General features: G+C 49.3%; 10 protein-coding genes. 6 read left to right on the top strand and 4 right to left on the bottom strand.

The window, feature by feature from the left end; translation table 11 throughout:
* Positions 1-176: 176 nt before the first annotated feature.
* Positions 177-2,621, bottom strand: coding sequence for a bifunctional YncE family protein/alkaline phosphatase family protein (locus Q1V85_RS21530; protein WP_300603088.1), 2,445 nt, complete (start codon positions 2,619-2,621; stop codon positions 177-179).
* Positions 2,622-2,865: 244 nt separating this feature from the next.
* Between Q1V85_RS21530 and Q1V85_RS21525 the strand changes: the two genes are divergently transcribed.
* The 3 genes from Q1V85_RS21525 to Q1V85_RS21515 all read left to right on the top strand — a co-directional run bounded on the left by Q1V85_RS21525 (position 2,866) and on the right by Q1V85_RS21515 (position 7,348).
* On the top strand, positions 2,866-4,497 hold the full coding sequence (locus Q1V85_RS21525) for a Na+/H+ antiporter (RefSeq protein ID WP_300603086.1): 1,632 nt from the start codon (positions 2,866-2,868) through the stop codon (positions 4,495-4,497).
* Positions 4,498-4,745: 248 nt separating this feature from the next.
* Complete coding sequence (locus Q1V85_RS21520) at positions 4,746-5,762, top strand: ligase-associated DNA damage response exonuclease (protein WP_300603083.1); 1,017 nt, start codon at positions 4,746-4,748, stop codon at positions 5,760-5,762.
* Positions 5,759-7,348: an ATP-dependent DNA ligase gene (locus tag Q1V85_RS21515; protein ID WP_300603081.1), complete on the top strand. Its 1,590-nt coding sequence runs from the start codon at positions 5,759-5,761 to the stop codon at positions 7,346-7,348. Before Q1V85_RS21520 ends, Q1V85_RS21515 begins: the two co-directional genes overlap by 4 nt.
* A 260-nt stretch (positions 7,349-7,608) precedes the next feature.
* On the opposite strand, the gene Q1V85_RS21510 is transcribed toward Q1V85_RS21515, so the two are convergent.
* Positions 7,609-8,454: a DUF5694 domain-containing protein gene (locus Q1V85_RS21510; protein ID WP_300603079.1), complete on the bottom strand. Its 846-nt coding sequence runs from the start codon at positions 8,452-8,454 to the stop codon at positions 7,609-7,611.
* 386 nt (positions 8,455-8,840) lie between these two features.
* Here Q1V85_RS21510 and Q1V85_RS21505 point away from each other — a divergent pair, with 386 nt between their 5' ends.
* The gene (locus Q1V85_RS21505) at positions 8,841-9,266 is read left to right on the top strand and encodes an SRPBCC domain-containing protein (protein WP_300603076.1); all 426 of its coding nucleotides are present in this window, start codon (positions 8,841-8,843) and stop codon (positions 9,264-9,266) included.
* Here Q1V85_RS21505 and Q1V85_RS21500 read toward each other — a convergent pair.
* On the bottom strand, positions 9,229-10,455 hold the full coding sequence (locus Q1V85_RS21500; protein ID WP_300603073.1) for an MFS transporter: 1,227 nt from the start codon (positions 10,453-10,455) through the stop codon (positions 9,229-9,231). The two genes, Q1V85_RS21505 and Q1V85_RS21500, sit on opposite strands and share 38 nt — an antisense overlap.
* Positions 10,456-10,899: 444 nt before the next feature.
* Here Q1V85_RS21500 and Q1V85_RS21495 point away from each other — a divergent pair, with 444 nt between their 5' ends.
* Together Q1V85_RS21495 and cls are read left to right on the top strand one after the other, a co-directional pair.
* Positions 10,900-11,910, top strand: a complete 1,011-nt coding sequence (locus tag Q1V85_RS21495; RefSeq protein ID WP_300603070.1) for an LLM class flavin-dependent oxidoreductase — start codon at positions 10,900-10,902, stop codon at positions 11,908-11,910.
* 180 nt (positions 11,911-12,090) lie between these two features.
* A complete protein-coding gene (gene cls, locus Q1V85_RS21490) occupies positions 12,091-13,551 on the top strand; it encodes a cardiolipin synthase (RefSeq protein WP_300603067.1) in 1,461 nt (486 codons plus the stop codon).
* A 315-nt stretch (positions 13,552-13,866) separates the two neighbouring features.
* Here the strand turns inward: cls and tnpA are convergent, their stop codons facing one another.
* Complete coding sequence (gene tnpA, locus Q1V85_RS21485; protein ID WP_300603064.1) at positions 13,867-14,310, bottom strand: IS200/IS605 family transposase; 444 nt, start codon at positions 14,308-14,310, stop codon at positions 13,867-13,869.
* Positions 14,311-14,661 lie beyond the last annotated feature (351 nt).

The raw sequence follows: 14,661 nt of genomic DNA, 5'->3' as shown, positions 1-14,661 counted from the left end.
AGATCCCTGTTTGTTAAGGGTATCAGCGTTGCCCGTCCAAACGGTTCGTCCGGGCGGGCAACGTTCCTGTTAGCAACATTGGCGTGACCCCTATGGCAGCTATCGGAGTGACGAAGTGACACAGGCTGGGAGGCCTGCCCCAGTGAGACTTTTGATACAACCTCATTACAAAGTCCCTAATCGTCATCATCCTCATCTGCCTTTTTAATGGTTTTCAGGAACGCAGCCCGCACCGGAGTGGGTGGCTTTGCATGTTCCCCTTTAACGGCTTTCCATACCATTTCGTTCATAATGGCATCCGGTACCCGGTCGATATCGGAAAAATCCAATCCTTTGGAGAGGGCGGCCAGCTTGCTTTTTTCCGGGTTGATATCATTCAGATCCACTTGTGCAGGAAGGGTGGTAAACCCGGCATTGTCTGGCGTGTTATTGAAGCAGCGCCACATGGGAGCAGCGGCTGCATCATACTGCGTCATGGGCGGCAGCCCAAGTATCAGTTCCATCGTACGTAACATGGAGGAAGTAGAGTACATGGTATGATCTACAAAATTTCTTTTTACATACCCCCCGGCTATATAAGCGGGAGAACGGTGCGCGTCCACATGATCCGGACCATTTTGAGCATCATCTTCTAAAATAAACACCACGCTTTGTTCCCATACCGGGCTTTTACTAAGATGTTCTACCAGCATGCCAACTGCCAGGTCATTGTCCGCCACATTCGCAAAGGGTGTGGCCTTGCCCGGAGCTGTTCCCTGTGTATGATCATTCGGTAACCGGATGGTGGATAAGCGAGGTAAAGCCTGGTGTTGCAGTAACGAGTCAAACTCCCGGGCCCAGGCGCGAACGCGCGTAGTATCCCTCACCTCAAAAGCTTTCGGAGAAAAACTGGTGGAAATATGATCCTTCAAAACAGGAATATTGGGTGCATTGGCTCCGGATACAAACTCCCCATAAGTACGGTAGCTAACGTTATGCCGGGCTGCCTGATCCCAGATATAAACCTTGTTAAAACGGGTATTTGCCACAGCCCCCCTTCCTCTTTTGCCATAACTGGTGGGCCAGTTCTTTTCCATATAATCCGTCGCATAAGCACCCATGCTCCAGTTATGCCCGTCAGCGCTAACCTCTCCATCTACATAAAAATTATCCAGCAGTACAAATTGTTCCGCAAGCGCATGCTGGTTGGGTGTTATACGCCGTCCGAATAAAACAAGACTGGTATCGCCATTTCCACCGGGAAGGTCGCCCAATACCTGGTCATATGTGCGGTTTTCTTTAATAATATAAAAAACATACCTGATGGGAGAAGGATCACCAACCTTTTTTGGAATAGGGTTCCCGGCTTCGCCCTCCGCATCCAGTTCCCGTTGATTGTGGTGTGGCGTATTGTGATAAACAGCTTGTGAATAAACAGACAATTCCTTTTCGCCGGGAACGGGAATAATACTCAGGGCACCCATCAGCAGACCTCCTCCGATATATTGTACGGTTTTGGGACTTGCAGTATCTCCTCCATGCAAAATAACCGCTTCTTTTTTGTTTACCGGGTTGGGGCCGCGGGGGTTGGGCAGCGAGGCGTATCCTTTGGCATTGGCCACATACAGTTTGTTATTCACCAGTCGTACAGAACTGGGATACCATCCGGTGGGAATAAACCCAAGCGAATTGCTATGACCGGGGTCGCTTACATTAAATACAGCAATACAGTTATTGTCTGCATTGGCGATATATAAGGTCTTGTCATCCTTGCTCAACGCAACTGAATTACTGGTGGTGCCACTCAGTTTTGTGGGATATACGGCCGTATTCAATGTTTCGATGACCTCCTTTTTTTTCAGGTCTATGACAGAAACCGTATTGTCATTGGCATTGGCTACATACAGGTAGCGCCCGTTCTTCGACAGGCAGCCATCATTTGGATTATCGCCCACGGCAATCGGCTCTTTGAACTGGTTGGTTTTTGTATCATAGATGGCTACTTGATCACCTCCCCAAAGGCTTATGTAAAGACTGGACCTGTCGGGAGATAAAAGACAGGTATACGCATCGGCCCCAAGATTCTCTTTTTGCAGGATCTTTTTTGTTTTCAGATCCACCACATAAAGCCGGTTATCCAGCTTTGTAACTACGTACAATACACCTTTTGCATCATCCAGGGCAATACCCGTGGGCGAAATGGAGCCCTTGTCGGTTTTGCTGTTCCAGGCGGCGCCCAGGCGGATCGTATCACTTGCTGTCAGCTTATTTCCGCTAATGGAATAGCGGAGGATGAGGTTATCGTCGCCACCGGAGGCATACAGGTATTTATCATCGGCGCTGAATACCAGTCCACCCCAGGACCTTTTAATAATCACTTTGTCTAATTCCCTGTCGTTCCGGGCATCCAGCAGCTGGATGGTTTGGGTACTTTGCCCGTTATTGGTAACGGCCGCATAACGCCCACTGCGGCTTATGGCGATATTCAGCGGAAGATCACCCAGCGGAAGACTTTTACCAACGGGCGTTAGCGACCATCCATTCGGAAGCCGTACCCGGCTGCGTTCAATAGCTGAAAGGTCCTGGGCCAGGGCAACGGATCCGGTTGCTAAAAGGCCAATGGCAAGTAAAAAGCGTTTCATTATCTGAAAATATATGAATGGGTTTGGAAGATAAAAATAAGCAATGCGCAAAACTAACAGAAAAAGCAATGGTGGGGTATTATTAATTTGTAACCACGGGACAAGTGACCGCTGTATTTTACCGATCCTTCCCGACAGTTTAATGACAAAAGGCCGGGGCATTTTACGCTGCGCGGTACTTGCTATATTTGTGTTGAACAAAAACGGGCCGTTGCTGGTTATTAAAAATCTAAGTATCTAAAAAATGGAGATCAAACAAGAATTGATGATACACGATTACCTGCTCATTACCATCGGCGTGGTATTGGGCGTAATGCTGCTGGTCATACTCGGCCAGCGGCTAAAGGTAGCCTACCCTATCTTCCTGGTCATTGCCGGGCTGCTCATCAGTCTGACCCCCGGTATGCCGGTGTTGCAGATCAACCCGGATATCGTGTTCCTCATCTTCCTGCCACCCATTCTTTTTGAAGCCGCCTGGTTCACTTCCTGGAAGGATTTCTGGAAATGGCGCAGGCCGATCTTCCTATTGGCCTTCGGTCTCGTGTTCCTTACCGCGCTGGTGGTGGCACTGGCCTCTTCTGCCCTGATCCCGGGGATCACCCTGGCACTTGGCTTCCTGCTGGGCGGCATCAACTCTCCACCCGATGCCGTTGCCGCTACTTCGGTGTTAAAACATATGAAGATCCCCAAACGCGATATCACCATCCTGGAAGGCGAAAGCCTGGTAAATGATGCTTCCAGTTTGATCGTATTTAAGTTTGCCCTGGCTGCGGTAATGACCGGGCAGTTTGTATGGCATCATGCGCTGAAGGACCTGCTGATCATGGCCACGATGGGCACCCTGGTAGGTCTGGCCATTGGTTTTCTTTTTGCCTGGCTGCTCAACCGGATCCGGTCCAATTCCAATATCGATACCGTGCTTACCCTTGTGGTGCCTTATGTGATCTATATCGTAGCCGAACGTTTCCATTTTTCCGGTGTGCTGGCCGTGGTGGCAGGTGGGTTGGTGATGTCCTACCACTCCCATTGCTTTCTTAGTCATACCACGCGTATACAGGCCGCGAATGTCTGGAGCACCCTTATCTTTTTGATCAACGCATTTATTTTTGTCCTGATCGGTTTGGAAATGCCGCTTGTAGTGCAGGGCATGAAAAACTACTCCATTGCCGATGGCATTAAATACGCCGTGATCCTTGGGGGTATCATTGTGGCCACCCGTATTTTTTGGTGTTACCTCATCGCATTTGCGCCCCGCTGGTTTTCAAAAAAGATCCGCGAAACGGAACCCAACCCCGGCTGGCGCGGTCCGCTGCTGATGAGCTTTGCCGCCATGCGCGGCGTGGTATCGCTGGCATCGGCCCTGGCTATTCCGCTGCTGCTGCCTTCGGGTGAAGCTTTTCCTCACCGGGATATCATGCTGTTTGTAACCTTTGTGATCATTGTGCTGACCCTGGTAGGACAGGGCCTGCTCCTGCCCCTGGTGATCAAATGGCTGAAGATTAAAGAAGCGGATGAAGTGTTGCCGCGGGAAAAACAGGAAGCCCTGATACAGGCCAGTTTGAAACATGCGGCCCTTACCGCCATGAATGGTAATTACCAAAACCAGATCGCGCAAAACTCGCTGGTGAATCACCAGAAAATAAAACTGGAAACCGATCTTGAATTATTGTCGACCAAATTACAATGCATTGCCACTTCAGCGCATCATGCAGAAGCCGCTTCTGTAAATAAAGACATCGCACGCGACCTGATCCGGGTACAGCGCCACGAGCTGCTGCGCCTACGGCATGAGCAACAGTTTGATGATGCCGTGCTCCGCAACCAGGAAATGCAACTGGACCTGGAAGAAGCAAAGATCACTGGGTTTGAGCATTAACATCAAAAAGCATCGCCTTTTCGAGCCTGTCGGGAAAACTTTACAAGAAAAAACATCGTCTTTTCGAGCGCAGCCGAGAAAACCCTACGGGTACATGCTCAACAGACAAATTCTCAAAATCGCTCTTCATGAATAACCCCGTAAGGGCTTCTCCGCTGCGGTCGGGGCGACGGTAATTTTTCGCGCCGGCGGTTTACGGGCATTATTTGGCCGGTCATTTGCAGGAATAAATTGAATACAAAGCGCCCATGCTCCAATTCAGAGAAGAAGGTATTTATTTCCCTGCTGCGGATTGTTATATTGATCCCTGGAAACCCGTGCCCCGCGCGGTGATCACGCATGGGCACAGCGATCATGCCCGCCCGGAAATGGGCCACTATCTCTGCCACACCCTTACCAAAGAGATCCTCCGGCACCGGTTGGGGCCAGACATCTCCATACAAACCCTGGATTATAACGAGCCGCTGCACATCAACGGCGCTACCATCAGCTTTCATCCTGCGGGCCATATCATCGGCTCTGCACAGGTGCGACTGGAATATAAGGGCGAAGTATGGGTAATCACCGGCGATTATAAGCTGCTCAGCGATGGGGTATCTACACCGTACGAGCCGGTAGCCTGTCATAGCTTTATAACGGAAAGCACCTTCGGACTGCCGGTCTATCAATTTAAGCCCTGTGCTTCTATCTACGAAGACATCAATCACTGGTGCGCTCAAAATGCTAAAGAAGGGTATAGCAGCGTCCTCATCGGCTATGCCCTGGGTAAGGCGCAAAACCTGCTGGCTAACCTGGATCCGGACCTGGGTATACCCCTGGTACATGGCGCTGTATTCAATATGAATGAAGCCCTGGCACGTGCAGGTCTTTCATTTCCGGGTGAATGGTTACCCCCCGAAACACCGGCCGACCGGTTGAAAAACGTCGTTGTGGTAGCGCCGCAAAGCGTACTGGGCAGTTCCTGGCTGCGCCGGCTGCAACCCTGCCGTTTAGCCATTTGCAGCGGCTGGATGGCCCTGCGCGGACCCCGGCGGCGGTTATCGGTAGATAAAGGTTTTGCTCTTAGTGATCATTGCGATTTTGAGCAACTCAATACCGCTATCAAAGCCACGGGAGCACAAAACATTTATGTAACCCATGGCTATCAGTCGGTATACAGCCGTTGGCTGCGCGAACAATATGGCCTGAATGCCGTGGAGCTTACCACCCATTTTGAAAACAACGAAGAAGCCATTACCGGTGAAGATCAAAAAACGCCCGAATGAAAGATTTTGTAACCTTATTCCAGGAGATCGACACCACCACAAAGACCAATGCCAAGATAGCAGCGCTGGTCCGTTATTTTCAACAGGCGACCCCGCAGGACCGGCTATGGGCCATTACCCTGCTGATGGGCAACCGTCCGCGGCGGCCGGTGAAGACCACCGACCTCCGGGCCTGGATCGCCGCGCTCACCGGTCTGCCCCTGTGGCTGATCGAAGAGTCTTACTACATCGTGGGCGATCTGGCAGAAACACTGGCGCTGCTGGCCGGCGACCAGGAAAACACCGAAGCACCGGTGCTTACCCTCACCGAACTATTACAGGCGCTGCAACAATTAGCAGGGTTAGATCACGAAGAACAACAAACCTTCATTACCCGCTTTTGGATGGAGCACCGCGGCGAGGAGAATTTTGTTTTTAATAAACTCATTACCGGTAATTTCCGGATGGGCGTCAGCAAACAACTCGTCATTAAGGCGCTGGCGCAATACCTGGGGCAGGATGAAAAAGCCGTAGCCCACCGGCTGATGGGCAAGTGGAACCCGGCAGCCGAAACCCTGGAATCGCTTTTTGGGGAACGCACTGTTGAAAATAAAGCCTACCTGCCTTATCCCTTTTTCCTGGCCTATCCGCTGGAAGGCGCGCCGGAAGACAGTCTGGGCCCCATCAGCGACTGGTACCTGGAAAAAAAGTATGATGGCATCCGCGGGCAGATCATCGTTCGCAACCACCAGGTATTTGTGTGGAGCCGGGGCGAAGAACTGGTTACCGATAAGTTCCCGGAATTTGACCGGCTCAAAGACCTGCTGCCCAATGGCACGGTCATCGATGGGGAGATCATTCCCTGGAAAGATGGCCAGGTGCTTCCCTTTGCGCAGATGCAAACACGCATCGGTCGCAAAAAACTGACGACAAAACACCTTACCGAAGTACCGCTGATCATGATCTGTTACGACCTGCTGGAATATAATGGGGAAGACATCCGCAATAAAACACTGGAAGAACGCAGGCTGCTGCTCACCTCCCTGCTCGCATTGCCGTCAGTCAATTCCGTATTGCAATTATCCCATTTACTCGAATTTGATCATTGGGAAGCAGCAGCGCAGTTCCGTGCACGGGCAAGAGATTTCTTTTGCGAGGGCATCATGATCAAACGGATCAGCAGTGTATATGAAACCGGCCGGCGCCGGGGCAACTGGTGGAAATGGAAAACAGCGCCTATGACCGTGGATGCTGTGCTCATCTATGCACAAAGCGGCTCCGGCAGAAGGTCCAATTTATTTACCGATTATACCTTTGCCGTTTGGGATGGTGATCAGCTGGTGCCGTTTACAAAGGCCTATTCGGGTCTTACGGATAAGGAGATTCTGCGGCTCGACCGCTGGGTAAAAACCCATACTATTGAAAAGTTTGGTCCTGTAAGAAGTGTGCAGCCGGAGCTGGTTTTTGAAATCGCTTTTGAAGGCATCCAGGAAAGCAAGCGGCATAAATCCGGTGTAGCCCTGCGTTTTCCCCGCATCCTGCGCTGGCGGGAGGACAAGCCGGCATCTGAAGCCAATACCAAGGAGGATCTGCGGGCGTTGTTGTAGATTGATTGGCAGCACTTGAAGAACAATGATCATCGTCACCTCGACCATCGCGGAGCGATCTCCACGGAATTACTTTATCAATGATGCAACCAGAGTATCTTCATTTTATATCATGATTCCAATGTTCAGATTTTTCTGAGTAGCCAGAAGACGATTCTTTATGCCTCTTTCATCATCAAAAATCCGGTTAACAACAGACGATCATATAAAACGTGCTTTACACCTACTGGGGTAAAGAACCGCCTCAAGCTGGTATTGAGTTATTTTTTTAGCACCTCAGCCAGCTCCACTACTTTATAATTTTCGTCCATATCAATAAAATGCTTAAATAAAGCAGCATGGCCACCTCCTACAATGATCATTATACGTTTATCCTGCTCCGTTGTCAGCTTTTGCACCAACGAGTACATATATAAGTTGCGCCGGTACCAGGCATTTACCACTTCGGCTCCCATAAAATCGGTGAGCGCACCACCTTTATTCAGCAGGGTGATGTAAAGGCCCAGATTCATATCACGGGTTGCTTTTTTATTTTCCTCCAGCAAAAGCTGGGTAAGCGACATTTTTTTTATTAATGTATTGGCGTGTTTGCTGAAGGCTGCTATTTTGCTTTCGATTTCCTGTTGGAGGGCTGTTTGCCCCGCCTTTTGCATGGCCAACTGCAGACTGTCGTAAGGCCAGTCCATTTGCACATCTATGGCATGTATTTTCTGAAGTCCCGCTTTCTTCCCCGCCCTGAATGCCAGCTGAAATATTTCATTTTGCGTGTAAAAGGTACTTTTAGGATACTTGTTCTGTACGTATGAAAAATACTGGTCCTTCCGGTAGAGATCATAGAGGGAGTCCAGGGCCGGTTGATCGTTATAATCCCACTCTACGAATATCTTATCAGGATGGTACTTCTTTACCTGCGCCGCCATTACCTCCAGCTGCTGTTGCGACTCCCTGCTCATTACATTAAACGTTTCTGTTTTGGTTAAGTCGGCTCCGGGGTTATTAAAATGAAAGACGCCCACCAGGAGCACTTCCTTTTCCGGATGCTTTGTTTGAGCAGCTGCATAGCCACAAAAACAGAATACACAACAGACGGTCAGGTACCATTTCATAGAAAATATTTGGTGCAAATAAATGGAGAAAGATCCGGATTTGTAAAAAATTAATAATGAAGTATAAAATCACTTTTCATTTTTCCGTAATCAAATCATCTGATTATAACTGCCTGATTATAGAAGCTGCCTTGTCAGCTCAACACGACATATAGTTTCCGCTCCCTACCGCAAACCGGGTTAAGGAACGGGAAGTCCGCGTGAGGGATGGCAGCGGATACCCCGCTGAAGCCCTGTGCGATGGATCTGTGGCGGAGTATGAGCGCACAGCCCGGCCCCGGCCGTGCGTGGTTCTGGTTCAGGGGAAGGCCGGGGACACGCCCAAAAATGCATGCCACCCGCCTGCTCGGGTATTTACCGGATTCGTGCTAACTTTATAAAAAAAAATGGAACCGCAAACCGTAACACATGAAGAAACCTATAATGCGCCGGTGGAAAAAGTTTGGCTGGCGCTTACGGATAAGGACCAGATGAAAAGCTGGTATTTCAACATCCCCGATTTCCGGCACGAGGTGGGCAGCAGCTTTGAGTTTTATGAAAGCGAGAAAAAGGAATTCCTGCACCGCTGCACTATTACGGAGATCGTTCCCCTGCAAAAGTTTCAGCATACCTGGACGCACCCGGAGCAAAGCAAGGGCATTTCCTTACTTACCTGGGAGCTGTTTCCGGAAGGGGACCAGACCCGTGTATTGCTCACCCATTCGGGCATTGAGCAACTGGCAGATGGTGGTGCCGCCTTTGCAAAAGAAAACTATGAACAGGGCTGGAACGAAATTATGGGCAGGTCGCTTCGCGGTTTTCTGGAGCAATGATCCGGGTGGTAGCAGCCACTGCGGGTACTTTGTTAACGGTCCGCTCCTGCTGGTAACGCCGTATAAACAGTACACAAAGCCCCAGACCGGCAAAGGCCATTACCGCACCCACCAGCGAGGGATACTGGTATCCGAATCCATGCTTTAACGGGATACCGCCAAAGTAAGCGCCCAATGAATTGGCCACGTTAAAAGCCGCCTGCATAATAGCAGCAGCCATCATTTCTGATTTTTTGGCCGAACGCAGCATGAGCACATTTACCGGCGTACCCACGGCCATAGAAAGTGCACCACAGATGAAGGTGAGCGCCAGGGATACGGGCTGGTTACCGGAGAAAAAGAATACGGCGATGAGCGCGGCTACCATCAACGAAAAGAGAATCGCTGCCGCCTTAATGGGTTTCATCTGGTCGGCCATATAACCGCCTACCAGGTTGCCCACTACCATGCCGCCGCCGGCCAGCACCATGATATAAGAAATAGAGCTTTCGCTAAAGCCGGATACATGGGTCATGAGCGGGGCTATGTAACTGAACCAGGCAAATAATCCGCCAAAACCGATACCGGTAATGGCAATGATGAGCCAGGATTTTTTGGTTTTGAAGAATTGCAGCTCCTCCCGAAGGCCGGTCGTTTTCATGCTGGGCATGGCTGGTAACCACAGGTGCAGGAATAAGATGGTGAGCGCACCGATAACGGATACCATTCCAAAGGCCAGTCGCCAGTTAAACTGGTGCCCGATAAACGTAACCAGGGGCACCATGGCCAGGTTGGCCACCGTCAAACCGGTAAACATCATGGCAATGGCGCGCGCCTGTTTGCCCTCCTGGGCCAGTCGCGAAGCTACAATAGCCCCCACTCCGAAGAACGCACCATGGGGTAAGCCGGAAAAGAACCGGGCAAAGAACAGGCTGTAAAAGCCGGGCATTAAGGCCGACAGTCCGTTAAACATGGTAAACAGGGCCATCAGTCCAATCAGGATCCGCTTAGGTGGGTATTTGGCAGACAGGGCTACCAGCAAGGGCGCACCTATCACCACACCCAGCGCATAGGCGGAAATGAGGTACCCGGCCACCGGGATGTTCACACCCAGCGACTGCGCCACATCCGGCAGCAGCCCCATGATCACAAATTCTGTTGTTCCGATACCCAGGCCGCCAAGTGCCAGGGGAAATAATTTTTTATTCATTGCCTCAAATAAAGATCTTTATTAATAATAATATGTAGTTAGTACACATTGTTGTTCATCAAACACAAATCGCTCTATGCAAGGTAGTTTTAATAACCGGTTTTATGGTTACAAAATACTGCCGGGAACATGATACCCAACGGTTATTTTGGACGGCGAATCGTGTTAAAGGCATTATAAAATGGCTCATTAATAATTCATTTACAATCGATTAAATAGTTGGCGATATTACGAAATGGTAAAGGGGCTGTTATTGCCAGTGCGGCTTAGGGGACGGGAAGACCAGGGAGACATGTGTGCAAAACTTTTGCCAATGGGTTCTAAAGTAAAAAGAAGCCCTTCTGTGTTTCTGTGCCTCAGTGGCCTTAAAACTTTTTTCTTCCAGAACTGTTCTTTTACTTGCCTGTTTCCCGGAAATGCGGGGCCAACAGTAAAACCGGATATATGAGCCGTTTACAAAACATCAGGTATTCCATCCTGGACCTGGCTACCGTTTGCCAGGGCGATACTTTACAACAAACCTTTGAACGCAGCCTGGAAAGTGCCCGGCATGCCGAACAGCTGGGCTATACCCGGTACTGGTTCTCTGAGCATCATAATATGGAAAGCGTGGCCAGTGCTGCTACTTCCATCCTCATTGGCTATGTAGCCGGCGGTACCCAAACCATCCGTGTAGGATCCGGCGGTATTATGCTGCCCAACCATTCGCCACTGATCATCGCTGAGCAATTTGGTACCCTCGGCATCCTGTATCCCAACCGGATCGATCTGGGTCTGGGACGGGCTCCCGGCACCGATGCGCTTACCGCTATGACCATCCGCCAGGCGCCGGTTAACATCCCCTATGATTTTAAAAGTAATATCGAAGCCCTGCAACAATACTTCAGTAAGGAGAACAGTCACTCTAAAGTAAGGGCGCTCCCCGGTGAGGGCGTGGACATTCCCCTATGGGTGCTGGGCTCCAGTACCGATAGCGCCTACCTGGCTGCAGAGATGGGTTTGCCTTATGCCTTTGCAGCACACTTTGCCCCCGCGCAACTGATACAGGCGATGGAGATCTATCATAGTCGCTTTAAACCGTCCGCCGTACTTGACAAGCCTTACGCCATGGCCTGTGTAAACGTGATTGTAGCCGATAGCTCTGCCGAAGCAGCGGCACTCTCCACCTCGCTTTACCGGATGTTCCTGGGTATTTTTACCAATAGTCGCTCACCGCTGCAACCGCCCATTACACACGAAGAACTGGAAAAGCTCTGGACTCCGGAACAGAAATACGGGGTAATGCACATGCTGTCCAATGCTTTTTTTGGAAGTAAGGAAAAAGTAAAGGAGGAGCTAACGGATTTTATTGAGCAGACAGGGATACAGGAATTGATGGTTATTTCGCAGGTGTTTGATCAGAAAAAGAAACTGCGGTCTTATTCGTTGTTGAAGGATATTTTTGCAGAGGGGTGATTTTCTGGTTGGCGCGTGTTCTCACGCGCCAACATTAAGGGACGGGGAGACTGGGGGGACCGAGGAATGCAACAGTATCGATTGTTTTTTAAGAATGCGATTTGCGGAGCAACAGCGAGGGCCCGCTTCCTTTTACATTTTACATTGGTTAATTTAAATTCCTTGAGCTAACTTACAGGTATGAACTGGAGTTGGCTTCTTGTGGCAGAAGTACTGTATGTGATCCTGGTGATCCTGGTTTGCATGCGGGTGATCTATGATACACGCAGCTCCACCAAAACGCTGGCCTACCTGCTGCTGATCATCTTTCTACCGGTGATTGGCATGTTTACTTATTTTTCTTTTGGTATTAATTACCGGCGCAGAAAATTGTACAGCAAAAAACTGCTGATGAATGAGGCGATGGAACAATCGCTCAACGACCGGATACAGTCCAGCTCGCTGGAAGCATATACCCAGGGAAAAGCAGCAGTAAGTAATAATGACCGGCTCTTTCAATACTTACTCCGGGAGGGCAGTCCGCTAACCGGACAGAACCATGTAGAACTGCTATTAAATGGCGAGCAAAAGTTTCCCCGGGTGCTGGAACAATTGCGCGCGGCCACCCATCACATTCACATAGAATATTATATTTACGAGAACGACGAAACCGGCAATGCGATTGCCGATCTGCTGATTGAAAAAGTACAGCAGGGTGTTGAAGTCCGCTTTATCTATGATGATTTTGGCAGTCATTCCATCCGGAGAAAACTGGTCAAACGCCTGCGTAGTGCGGGTGTGAAGGCCTTTCCTTTTCACAAGATCATTTTTATTGCCCTGGCTAACCGGCTCAATTACCGCAACCACCGGAAGATCATCATCATTGACGGACTTACCGCATTTGTAGGCGGTATTAATGTAAGCAATAAGTATGTGAACGATCCGGCTTTTAATAACAAACTCTATTGGCGGGATACCCACCTGATGATCCGGGGCCCCGGTGTGTATTACCTGCAATACCTGTTCCTGGCCGACTGGAATTTTTGTGCCGGCGACCGGCTTACGGTGAATGAACATTTTTTTCCACCCGTGCATACCCTCCTGCAGAAGGAAAACAAGCTGGTGCAAACCGCCGTGAGTGGTCCGGATTCCGATAATCCAACTATTCTTTATGCCATCCTGCGGGCCATTGGTCTGGCTAAAAAAGAGTTGCTGATTACCACGCCTTATTTCATCCCCGGAGAAAGCATTATGGAGGCCCTCATCGTAGCAGCCTACAGTGGCATCAGGATCCGGATCCTGGTACCGGGCATTTCCGATTCGTTACTCGTAAATACCGCCGCTAATTCCTATTATGCTACATTGCTGAAAGCAGGTGTAGCGATCTATCGTTATAAAAAGGGATTTGTGCATGCCAAAACCCTGGTATCAGACCGCAACCTGGTAATGGTGGGCACGGCCAATATGGACCATCGCAGCTTTGACCTGAACTTTGAAGTGAATGCCCTCGTATACGATACCGCGATTGCGGAGCAGCTGGCACAGGCCTTTGAAAATGACCTGCTGGATGCGGAACAGATCGACGCTGAAAAATGGCTGAGCCGGCCGCTGTATATTCAGCTGTTTGAAAAAACCTGCAGGTTGTTGTCTCCGCTGTTGTAAGTACATAAATTTTCACCCAGTGAAAAGCTGCAGTGCAGCGTTGAGTCTATATAAAGGGCTAGCTGCTTAAGTTGGACTTCCTGGATTTTTCTTTTTCCACTTTTCTCCCGATCAATCCTATCGCGTGGACACATTTCTTAAAGATGGTCAAAGAACCTGGAGTTTCATAAAAGGCAATTTTACAACAACTGAATAACGAATACTTATCGAAATAAAGCGGGTGTGGCCCAAAGGGTCTAATGTGCATAGCCCCTGGCTGCGCCAGGGGTAACAGATGGTGTATAGGACGCGGCCCCGGAGGGGTCGAATAGGGTCTCATAATAAATATTTTTCGTCAAATTCAACGCCATTCTCAATTAGCAACCGCTTATATTCATCGTAAAACATTTCATTCTTATGATGCTCTTTTTGATTCTTGACATAGTTGATGATGATATCCCTCTCTTTTATTGAATAGGTGAAGGCGCCATAGCTTTCCTGCCATCCACGAAATTCAGGAAACAGGTTGCTGTTTTTCATCCATATACTGCTGGATGCTTTTATATCCCTGATATAATCCGCAAGTGATGTTGACGGATGAAGATCTGAAAAAATATGTATATGATCTTCTATGCCGTTGATGCGATAGAGGTTACATTTTTTATTCTTTACAATCCCCCAGATGTACTTGTAAAGTTCTTCACAGTGCGCTTCTGTAATTGTTTTACGGCGATTTTTAGTAGCAAAAATAATCTGGTAGAAAATTTGGCGGTAGCTCATGATATTGATTTCATAGGTTATAAAATATTGTTCTGTCCGCTCTAATTTACATTTAATTTTCGAAGAACCAATCTGGTTCATCCCATTCGACCCCTCCGGGGCCGCATCGGCTACGCTTCTCTTCCCCCGGCTAAAGCCGGGGGCTTTGCACATGGCACCCTGCGGGCACAGTTATAGAATGATCGCCCGGTACAACCCCAAAAAATGTGTCCACACGATAGGATCAATCGGGAATGAAAAGTGGAGCAACCGACCGAAGGGAGCTCATAAGGTCCATTAAAAAAATAATAAATCAGCGAATAAAAATCTTGTCCGCCACAAGGCGAGTTCCGCCCGATGAAATTTCGGTAT

It is taken from the genome of Niabella sp. (assembly GCF_030150205.1).
In the GTDB taxonomy this organism is placed as follows: domain Bacteria; phylum Bacteroidota; class Bacteroidia; order Chitinophagales; family Chitinophagaceae; genus Niabella.
The sequence above is the reverse complement of the archived record's forward strand: the minus strand, read 5'-3'. Positions and strand labels throughout refer to the sequence as shown.

Excerpts from the sequence above, each read along its gene's own strand:
- Q1V85_RS21525 (WP_300603086.1), top strand. The coding sequence starts at position 2,866 with ATGGAGATCAAACAAGAATTGATGATACACGATTACCTGCTCATTACC.
- Q1V85_RS21530 (WP_300603088.1), bottom strand. The coding sequence starts at position 2,621 with ATGAAACGCTTTTTACTTGCCATTGGCCTTTTAGCAACCGGATCCGTT.
- Q1V85_RS21510 (WP_300603079.1), bottom strand. The coding sequence starts at position 8,454 with ATGAAATGGTACCTGACCGTCTGTTGTGTATTCTGTTTTTGTGGCTAT.
- tnpA (WP_300603064.1), bottom strand. The coding sequence starts at position 14,310 with ATGAGCTACCGCCAAATTTTCTACCAGATTATTTTTGCTACTAAAAAT.
- Q1V85_RS21520 (WP_300603083.1), top strand. The coding sequence starts at position 4,746 with ATGCTCCAATTCAGAGAAGAAGGTATTTATTTCCCTGCTGCGGATTGT.
- Q1V85_RS21495 (WP_300603070.1), top strand. The coding sequence starts at position 10,900 with ATGAGCCGTTTACAAAACATCAGGTATTCCATCCTGGACCTGGCTACC.
- cls (WP_300603067.1), top strand. The coding sequence starts at position 12,091 with ATGAACTGGAGTTGGCTTCTTGTGGCAGAAGTACTGTATGTGATCCTG.
- Q1V85_RS21500 (WP_300603073.1), bottom strand. The coding sequence starts at position 10,455 with ATGAATAAAAAATTATTTCCCCTGGCACTTGGCGGCCTGGGTATCGGA.
- Q1V85_RS21515 (WP_300603081.1), top strand. The coding sequence starts at position 5,759 with ATGAAAGATTTTGTAACCTTATTCCAGGAGATCGACACCACCACAAAG.
- Q1V85_RS21505 (WP_300603076.1), top strand. The coding sequence starts at position 8,841 with ATGGAACCGCAAACCGTAACACATGAAGAAACCTATAATGCGCCGGTG.